The 7,408-nt window shown below is 60.9% G+C and carries 9 protein-coding genes and 1 pseudogene; 6 read left to right on the plus strand and 4 right to left on the minus strand.

What is annotated here, in order from left to right:
* A partial coding sequence (locus ADADOO_RS00190) for a hypothetical protein (protein ID WP_511274143.1) occupies nucleotides 1–201 on the plus strand: 201 nt, incomplete at its 5' end.
* Nucleotides 202–234: 33 nt separating this feature from the next.
* Nucleotides 235–792, plus strand: a complete 558-nt coding sequence (locus tag ADADOO_RS00195) for an ankyrin repeat domain-containing protein (protein ID WP_511274144.1) — start codon at nucleotides 235–237, stop codon at nucleotides 790–792.
* A 15-nt stretch (nucleotides 793–807) separates the two neighbouring features.
* Here ADADOO_RS00195 and ADADOO_RS00200 read toward each other — a convergent pair whose 3' ends face one another.
* Nucleotides 808–1,269 carry an Lrp/AsnC family transcriptional regulator gene (locus tag ADADOO_RS00200; RefSeq protein WP_511274145.1) on the minus strand — a complete coding sequence of 154 codons (462 nt, stop codon included), beginning with the start codon at nucleotides 1,267–1,269 and terminating at the stop codon, nucleotides 808–810.
* Between the two features lie 130 nt (nucleotides 1,270–1,399).
* On the opposite strand from ADADOO_RS00200, the gene leuA reads away from it, so the two are divergent.
* From leuA to infA, 3 genes are all read left to right on the plus strand, one after another.
* Nucleotides 1,400–3,106, plus strand: a complete 1,707-nt coding sequence (gene leuA / locus ADADOO_RS00205) for a 2-isopropylmalate synthase (RefSeq protein ID WP_511274146.1) — start codon at nucleotides 1,400–1,402, stop codon at nucleotides 3,104–3,106.
* Between the two features lie 287 nt (nucleotides 3,107–3,393).
* Nucleotides 3,394–4,281, plus strand: coding sequence for a transglutaminase-like domain-containing protein (locus ADADOO_RS00210; protein WP_511274147.1), 888 nt, complete (start codon nucleotides 3,394–3,396; stop codon nucleotides 4,279–4,281).
* Nucleotides 4,282–4,310: 29 nt separating this feature from the next.
* Nucleotides 4,311–4,568, plus strand: coding sequence for a translation initiation factor IF-1 (gene infA / locus ADADOO_RS00215; RefSeq protein ID WP_511274148.1), 258 nt, complete (start codon nucleotides 4,311–4,313; stop codon nucleotides 4,566–4,568).
* On the opposite strand, the gene ADADOO_RS00220 is transcribed toward infA, so the two are convergent.
* The 3 genes from ADADOO_RS00220 to pyrC form a co-directional block, all read right to left on the minus strand.
* Complete coding sequence (locus ADADOO_RS00220) at nucleotides 4,565–5,263, minus strand: DUF3025 domain-containing protein (protein WP_511274149.1); 699 nt, start codon at nucleotides 5,261–5,263, stop codon at nucleotides 4,565–4,567. The two genes, infA and ADADOO_RS00220, sit on opposite strands and share 4 nt — an antisense overlap.
* Nucleotides 5,264–5,349: 86 nt before the next feature.
* Nucleotides 5,350–5,787 carry a hypothetical protein gene (locus tag ADADOO_RS00225; protein ID WP_511274150.1) on the minus strand — a complete coding sequence of 146 codons (438 nt, stop codon included), beginning with the start codon at nucleotides 5,785–5,787 and terminating at the stop codon, nucleotides 5,350–5,352.
* Nucleotides 5,788–5,798: 11 nt separating this feature from the next.
* Nucleotides 5,799–6,830, minus strand: a complete 1,032-nt coding sequence (pyrC, locus tag ADADOO_RS00230; protein WP_511274151.1) for a dihydroorotase — start codon at nucleotides 6,828–6,830, stop codon at nucleotides 5,799–5,801.
* Between the two features lie 243 nt (nucleotides 6,831–7,073).
* On the opposite strand from pyrC, the pseudogene ADADOO_RS00235 reads away from it, so the two are divergent.
* Nucleotides 7,074–7,408 (plus strand): annotated as a pseudogene (locus tag ADADOO_RS00235) (hypothetical protein); the annotation flags it as partial.

Consider the following 7,408-nt stretch of genomic DNA (forward strand, 5'->3'; position numbering starts at 1 on the left):
CACTTGCGTGCCCAGCGATTGCCTGGCCGACTTTCCGAGGCGGATTATACGCGCCAGCAGAGCAGCCCCGCGCGGCTTTATCGAAAGGCCGTCCGCACCGGAAACACCGTCCACCGACCAGCGGTTCGTGAAAAATTGGGCAGCGCCGATGGGGCAGATTCGTTATCCTTCAATGCCGAGCGAAAAAATGATGCAAAATAAATATTCGCCGGCTTTTTCTCGGAGAACACTTTCATGTCCATGCACAGCGCCCTCAGGCGGGCCGTCGAAAAAGGGAACCTGCAAGCCGTCATCGTCGCCCTTGAGCACGGCGCCGTTATCGAAGAAGCGGACATGCATGGTGATCCGGGTCTGCCCATGCGTATCGCCTGTTTCAAGGGCCACGCCGACATCGTACGCGAACTCATTAAACGCGGCGCCGACATCGACGCCCCCAATGCCCAGGGCGGCGGCGGTCCAATCCGCATGGCAGCCCGGGGCAAGCACCCCCATATCATCGAATTGCTGATGACCCATGGCGCCGTCGTTCCCGAAGATGTCCAGTTACCTGACGCCAAAGCCGCTGAACGACGCCGGCGAGGCGACCGGAGACGACGCGACCTCGGCCCTCCCGTCGAATTTCGGGAGCGGCGCCAGTCACGCGAGCGCCGCGTGACATTCGTCCGCGAAGTTAAACTCTCCGACCAACAATGGGAGCACTACTTCGCGCAAACCCAACCGACGCAACACCCCGCGCCACAGCCCGAAGCCGCGGATAGCGCGTCGATAATTTTTGAGCGCGTCCGCGACTAAGCGCCCACAGGGCGTCTAAGCCGGCAAGGCGCTACGGTCAACCACCTTGCGCAGCACAAAACTCGTGTGCACGCCGGTCACCCCTTGAATGCGCGTGATTTTGTTGAGCAGCAAATCCTGGTAAGCGTCCATGTCGCGGACGACGACTTTCAACAGGTAGTCCGACTGCTGACCGGTAATCAGCAAACACTCCAGCACTTCCGGTATCTCGCCAATGGCCGCCTCCAGGTTGGCAAAACGCTCCGGCGTGTGCTGATCCATCGAAATACCAATTAAGGCCATGAGCGACAAACCCAGCTTCTTGGCGTCGAGCATGGCGCGATAGCCGGTAATCAGCCCCGACTCCTCGAGTACGCGGACGCGACGCAAACAGGGTGAGGGCGACAGGCCAATACGGTCCGCCAAATCCTGGTTGCTGATGCGCCCCTCAGCTTGGAGGATGGCAAGAATTTGCCGGTCATAACGATCGATATTCATAATATTTCTCAAATAATAATATTTAAGCAATTTACTGCCGATAATACCCCAAACAATGCAGAAACTCGCAATCGTCTGCCAGCCACTTTCGCCTAATATTTCGCTGTCGAAAAATTAACTGGAGCACGCCATGATCCCCCAACCCACCACCAAATACACCGCGTTCCCGCCCGTCTGTCTCGCTGAGCGCCAGTGGCCGAACCGCATCATCGAACAGACGCCGATCTGGATGAGCACCGATCTTCGCGACGGCAATCAGGCACTTTTCGAGCCGATGAACAGCGAAAAGAAAATGCGCATGTTCAAGACGCTCTGTGCCATCGGCTTCAAGGAAATCGAAATTGCCTTTCCGTCGGCCTCGGAAACCGAATTCGGCTTCGTGCGCGATCTCATCGAAGGCGGCCACATTCCCGACGACGTCACCATCGAAGTCATCACCCAGGCCCGCGAGCACCTCATTCGCCGCACTTTCGAGTCGATCAGAGGCGCCAAACAGGCCATCGTCCATGTCTATAACGCGACCTGCAAGACCTTCCGCGACAAGGTGTACGGCTTAAGCCAGGCGGAAGTCGTGAGCATGGCCGTCGATGCCGTCCGCCTCATCCGCCAGCTCGCCGATCAAATACCGGAAACGAAGATCACCCTCCAGTACAGCCCGGAGCTGTTCACCGCCACCGAACTCGATTTCGCCAAGGAAGTCTGCGACGCCGTGACCGCCGCCTGGGGCGCCACGCCGGAACGCAAGGTGATCCTCAATCTTCCGACCACGGTCGAGATTGCCACGCCGAACATCTACGCCGACCAGATCGAGTGGATGCACAAGAACCTTGCTCGGCGCGACAGCGTCCTCATCAGCCTCCACCCGCATAACGACCGCGGCACGGCCGTCGCTGCCGCCGAACTCGGCCTCATGGCCGGCGCAGATCGTGTCGAGGGCTGCCTTTTCGGCAATGGCGAGCGGACCGGCAACGTCGATCTCGTCACCCTCGCCCTCAACCTGTACACCCAGGGGATGCATCCCGGCCTCGATTTCTCGGACATCAACGCCGTCGCCCGCACCGTCGAACACTGCACCCAGCTCCCCATTCATCCGCGCCACCCGTACGTCGGGGATCTCGTTTTCACGGCCTTCTCCGGCTCCCATCAGGACGCCATCAAGAAGGGGTTTTCGGCCCAAGGAGCCGACCAGCAATGGGCCGTTCCCTACCTCCCGATCGACCCGGCCGACGTCGGCCGCAGCTATGATTCGGTCATTCGGGTCAACAGCCAGTCAGGCAAGGGCGGTATCGCCTACCTCATGGAAACCGAGCACGGCGTGGTCATGCCACGTCGCTTGCAGGTCGAGTTCTCGGGCGTCGTCCAGCAATACACCGATGCCCATGGCGGCGAAGTGAGCGCTGACGACATCTGGTCCATGTTCGCCCGAACCTACCTCGACGCCAGCAGCCCGATCCACTACCGCGAGCATCACCTTTTCGAGCATGGCGAGGGCACCCAAATTCGCCAGGGCATCCGCCTGAACGTAGATATCGACGGCACGCCGCACCTCCTCTCCGGCGAAGGCAACGGCCCGGTCAATGCCACGGTGCACGCCTTGCACAGTGCCGGAATCGATATCCAGGTGCGCAGCTACGAGGAACGCTCGATGGTGCCCATAGGCGAGGACGGCAACGCCCAGGCCTGCGCCTTCATGGAGGTTGCCGGCAAAAATGGCGGCGAATGCTATGGCGTCGGTGTCGACAGCAATATTGTCACCGCCTCGATCAAGGCCTTGCTCAGTGGGGCTAATCGTCTCGGCGCCATGCAGATGCGTGGACAGCAACCGAAAGCCGCCTGACGCCCCCAAAATCCCTTGCCAAAACATCGGCAAGGGATTGAATATTCGGCTCTTTTCAGGACATTCCCTTGCCACACAGGGGATCGGCGAGTAAGATGCTGGCTTCGTCGGACGTGAAATATCCGATGTCACCGTTCTGCCCGCGTAAATGCCGTTCCTCTGCCGCCTCGTCAACCGACTATTTCCGGCCCGCCGAAGTCACCATTTCCCGTCGCAAAGCGCTGTTTAATGGCTCACCCGAGCGCTTCCGAATTTCCGGAAACCGGGTCATCACTTTCGGGGAATAAATGGTCCGCATCCAGTTCGCTATCGATCTTCACTATGAACTGGGTTTTCAGGGCGCCGATTTCGTTTTCAACATCCATGCGGCAAAAACGCCCAGCCAGACCATCGTCAGCGAGCAGTTGCTGATCAGTCAGCAGGTACCGCATAGCATCCAGGCCGATCCGGCGACCTGCACGCGCTATCTGCGCCTGACCGGTGCGCCGGGGCCGTTGCACATCAGCTACCAGGCTGTGGTCGACATCAAGCAGCAAGTCGATCTGCCCGATCTAATCACGGAAACGCCGATTGCCCGGCTCCCGCTGTCGGCACTGACCTACATCTACCCGAGCCGCTACTGCCAGTCCGACCGACTGGCCGCGCTGGCCATGAGCGAATTCGGCCATTTACCCAAAGGCTATCGCCGGGTCGAGGCCATTTGCAACTGGGTCAACAAACACGTGACCTTCCGCGGCAACACCACCAGCTCGACCACCGCCGCGCTCGATACGCTGATCGACCGGGTTGGCGTCTGCCGCGATTTCGCCCACCTGATGATTGCCATCTGCCGCGCCCTCAACATTCCGGCCCGCTTTACCACCGGCATCGACTACGGCGCCGACCCATTGCTCGGCCCGACCGATTTCCATGCCTACGTCGAGGTATTCCTTGGCGAGCGTTGGTATCTGTTTGATCCGTCCGGCACCGCGATTCCGATGGGTTTTATCCGTCTGGCGACCGGCCGCGACGCGGCTGATGTATCCTTTGCGACCATCTTCGGCGGCGTGCTCTCGCCGCCGCCGGCGATCACCATAAACGCCATCACCGAAGCCGGCCAGCCGTGGGAATTGCCGCGCCACCGGCACGAGGCGCTATCGACCGACACAGCAGCGGCCGTTGTCGCTGCCCCCTGAACATTTTTACGATTACTGGAGAACAAGACTTGGCAAAAGAAGAACTATTGGAAATGCAAGGCGTCGTTGAAGACGTGCTTCCGGACGGTCGTTTCCGCGTCATACTGGAAAACGGCCACGAGATGATTGCCTACACGGCCGGCAAGATGAAGAAAAACCATATTCGCATTTTGCTCGGCGACAAGGTAACGCTCGAACTGTCGCCCTACGACCTGACCAAGGGCCGCATCACCTTCCGTCACATCGAGAACCGCGGCGCCCCGGCTCCGCAACGCCGCCGCTACTAAGCCGCCGGTTTTGCCAGAGACCGACGGCCTGGCCGGAACTGCCAGGCATCGTCGTAGTACGCCGGATCTTCGCTGTCCGGCGTAACGCCAGGAACCCCCAGCAAGGGCAGCGGTTGAAAATCGCGCGGACTGCTGTAACGACCGCGGATCAAATCAGCGGCCAGAAGCTTGTCGACCGCAGCAAGCTGCTCCGCACGGCCCATTCGCAGCCAAGCCTCGCTCACTTCGTAGAGCACGGCCTTCGCGGTCAGCCCGCGAAACGGCCGGAGCATCTGCTCATAGGTAGCGTGGCCGAAAATGACGAAACGCATACTGCCTATCACCTCGGTCCGGCGCTCGACAAATAGCTGCTTCCACTGAAAATCACGCAACAAATCAAGCAGCTCGGGCTGGCTGGCCAGCACGACAATGCCGCATTCGTCGAAGTGGGTCAGCGCATCGCGGGGTGTCCCGCGCGTTGCGCCCGGCGCCTGCATGGCGTGCATGTGGGCGGCGCTGAGGGCAATCTTGGTGTGCGGAAAGCTGAGCCAGACCAGCGCATTGAAGAAATCATGCCAATTGTCGGGGCGGGTTTCGACTTCACCGCTTGCCCAGATACGGCATTCGTAAACCAGCCCGTCCGGGCGCGGCGGCACGAAACGGATACGTCGGCCGTTCGCGGCATGAATGGGAAACTGCTCGGCCAGATCGGCCACCGCCGAGGCATCCGGCGCTTGCGGCAGACGATCCAGCCAGGCCCGCAGCGGATCGAAAAGCGGCGAGGTGTAAACCGAGGCGGCGCTCACTCTTCAGTCGACGCTTGGTCCTTCTCTGCCTTGACGAAAACCAGCTCGCCGTTTTTGACACGGAAGGTACCCATCAACTGCCCCATGCCTTCGGGCGGCTCGCTGTCCATCTTGGCGAAGTTCTCACAGGTTTGCGTCTCGGTGGCGAACATTTTCTTGCCCGCCTTGACGATAAAAGCACCGGACGGCACCTGGTAGATTTCGACCTTGGTATTGGCCGCCATCGAGCCCAGGCTATGCCGACGCAGGCAGGCCGGCATGCGCGAGACGACAAGATAGAGATTGACCTTGCTGTCCCAGAAATACGGCTGTTCGCGAATCAGCGACAAAACGTGTTCGCGGGTGTTGTCGATTTCATACGTCGCGCCATCATTGACGCAGGCGGTGAGCAGAGGAACGACCAACAGCGGCAGGAGAAAGTGGCGCAGACGCATGATGATTTTCCTCAGAGCATTTTCCAGGACAGCGTTTCACCGGCCCGTAGCGGAACGATCGTATCGGTGCTGATGTAGGGGTAATCGGCCGGCACCATCCACGCCTGTTTGGCCAGCGTGATCTTGCCACTGTTGCGCGGCAGGCCGTACCAGTCCGGGCCGTGGAAGCTGGCAAAGGCTTCGAGCCGATCGAGGGCGCCGGCCTGTTCAAAGACTTCGGCATAGAGCTCGATGGCGGCGTAGGCGGTGTAACAGCCGGCGCAGCCGCAGGCCGCCTCCTTGGCACCCTTGGCGTGCGGCGCCGAATCGGTGCCAAGAAAAAATTTCGGATTGCCGGAAACGGCGGCGGCGACCAGGGCCTCGCGATGCGTCTCGCGTTTGAGCACCGGCAGGCAATACCAGTGCGGCCGGACGCCCCCCTGGAAGAGGGCATTGCGGTTGTAGAGCAGATGGTGGGCGGTGATGGTCGCGGCTACGGTCAACCCGGAATTTTGCACAAATTCGACCGCATCCCGGGTTGTGATGTGCTCCATGACGACCTTGAGTTTCGGGAAGCGCTGGGTCAGCGGCAGCAGCACGGTATCGATGAAGACCTTTTCGCGGTCGAAAAGGTCGATCTGCGGATCGGTCACTTCGCCATGCACGAGCAAGGGCAGGCCGAGGCGTTCCATTTCGACCAACGTGTCGTAAGCCTTGGCAATGTCGGTCAGGCCGGCGTCGGAATTGGTCGTGGCGCCAGCTGGGTAGAGCTTGACGGCCTTGACGAAGCCGGATGCGGCAGCCTTGGCGATTTCGCTGGCCGGCGTGTTATCGGTCAGGTACAGCGTCATCAAGGGCTCGAAGCTGGCGCCGGCCGGCAGCGCGGCGACAATGCGATTACGGTAAACGGCGGCCTGATCGACGGTGGTCACCGGCGGCTTGAGGTTGGGCATGACGATGGCCCGGCCGAACTGGCGGGCGCTGTGGGCGAGCACGGCAGCCAGCGCTTCGCCGTCGCGCAGGTGAAGGTGCCAGTCGTCGGGGCGGGTAATGGTGATCTGCATGACGTTTCTCGGGTCGGTGTCCGGCAATTTTAACAGGCAGCCCGGCCCCGGCGGGACGATTCGCCACAGCACAAGCGCCCCGCCTTTTGCAAACTCGCCACAAAGCTTTACAAAATGACAATCGCAAACTGCTAACCTATCTCGGCTGAGTCCTCTGCTCTGCAGTTGCCGAGGCGAACACCAGCCGGGCCACCTGCACATTCCGAACATCGGCGCCCAAACCAACTCGCTTCCCGGACAGTCATGTACGACGCCCCCCTTCGCCACCTTGCCGACGCAACACCAGCCGCCGGCCGAGCGGCCAGTGGCTATCTGTTGCACGCCACGGTACTTGAGGTTTCAGACCAAGCCCATGCGCCCGACCCAGCCCTGCTGGGCAAACTGGTTCGTCGCCGGCTGAGCCGCCTGGAGCGGGTTCTCGCAGCACACGGCGGCTCGCTCGTCCGGCAACTGCCGCAGGGTTTGCTGGCTGCGTTCGATAGCGCCGAGGCGGCCGTCCTGGTGGCCTGCGAGATGCAGCGGCGGTGCGCCGTCATCCCGCAGATTCTGGAAACCCAGATTGGCTTGAAGATCGGCAT

The organism is Azonexus sp. (genome assembly GCF_036170495.1).
In the GTDB taxonomy this organism is placed as follows: domain Bacteria; phylum Pseudomonadota; class Gammaproteobacteria; order Burkholderiales; family Rhodocyclaceae; genus Azonexus.

Bases quoted from the DNA above. Each gene is read 5' to 3' on its own strand.
- pyrC (WP_511274151.1), bottom strand. From the start codon at position 6,830: ATGCAGATCACCATTACCCGCCCCGACGACTGGCACCTTCACCTGCGC.
- ADADOO_RS00210 (WP_511274147.1), top strand. From the start codon at position 3,394: ATGGTCCGCATCCAGTTCGCTATCGATCTTCACTATGAACTGGGTTTT.
- ADADOO_RS00195 (WP_511274144.1), top strand. From the start codon at position 235: ATGTCCATGCACAGCGCCCTCAGGCGGGCCGTCGAAAAAGGGAACCTG.
- leuA (WP_511274146.1), top strand. From the start codon at position 1,400: ATGATCCCCCAACCCACCACCAAATACACCGCGTTCCCGCCCGTCTGT.
- ADADOO_RS00225 (WP_511274150.1), bottom strand. From the start codon at position 5,787: ATGCGTCTGCGCCACTTTCTCCTGCCGCTGTTGGTCGTTCCTCTGCTC.
- ADADOO_RS00200 (WP_511274145.1), bottom strand. From the start codon at position 1,269: ATGAATATCGATCGTTATGACCGGCAAATTCTTGCCATCCTCCAAGCT.